At 61.7% G+C, this 578-nt stretch carries 1 protein-coding gene; it reads left to right on the top strand.

The features are described 5' to 3' along the window. Positions 1-433 (top strand): NUDIX hydrolase (locus AC1DCY_RS27350; protein WP_477355848.1); only part of this gene is annotated, 433 nt, incomplete at its 5' end. Positions 434-578 lie beyond the last annotated feature (145 nt).

Here is a 578-nt window from a genome sequence, read left to right as displayed (position 1 = left end):
GGCTATCAATGGCGTGGTGGCCGTGCCGACCCTGGAAGACGGCCGGCTGATGCTGGTCAACCTCRAGCGTCGGGCCATTGGCGGGATGTCCATCGAATTCCCGCGGGGCGCCATCGACGAGAACGAAACCGCCTGCGACGCGGCGGCCCGCGAGCTGCTGGAGGAAACGGGCTGGCAGGCGTTGAAGGTCAAGGAGTTGGGTTTGCTGCACAGCAACACATCGCTGATTGCCAGTGCGGTTGCGGTGTGCCAGGTCTACCTCGATACACAAGCCACCGACGCAACCGATGGCGAAGTGGATGATCTATTGTTCATCACCCGCCAGGAGCTGATGGCCATGATCACCGCCGGCCAGATCACCGATGGCCACACGCTCTCGGCGGCAATGATGCTGATCGCCAGCGAGGCCGGTCTCCCTAGCCCTCCACTGTGACTTGTCGACTGTCAGTCGAAACGCGCCATGCAAAAAGGGCAGAAGGGATGCGATCCCCTCTGCCCTTCAGTTTATCGAATGTGCGCGCGTCGTCGGTCAGGCGCCGCTCTGCACAGTATCGTCAGACATGCTCACTGCTTTTGGC

The sequence above is a fragment of the Lysinibacillus sp. 10T31 genome (assembly GCF_056394365.1).
Note: the sequence above shows the minus strand (reverse complement) of the source record. Positions and strands in the feature narration are given on the sequence as shown.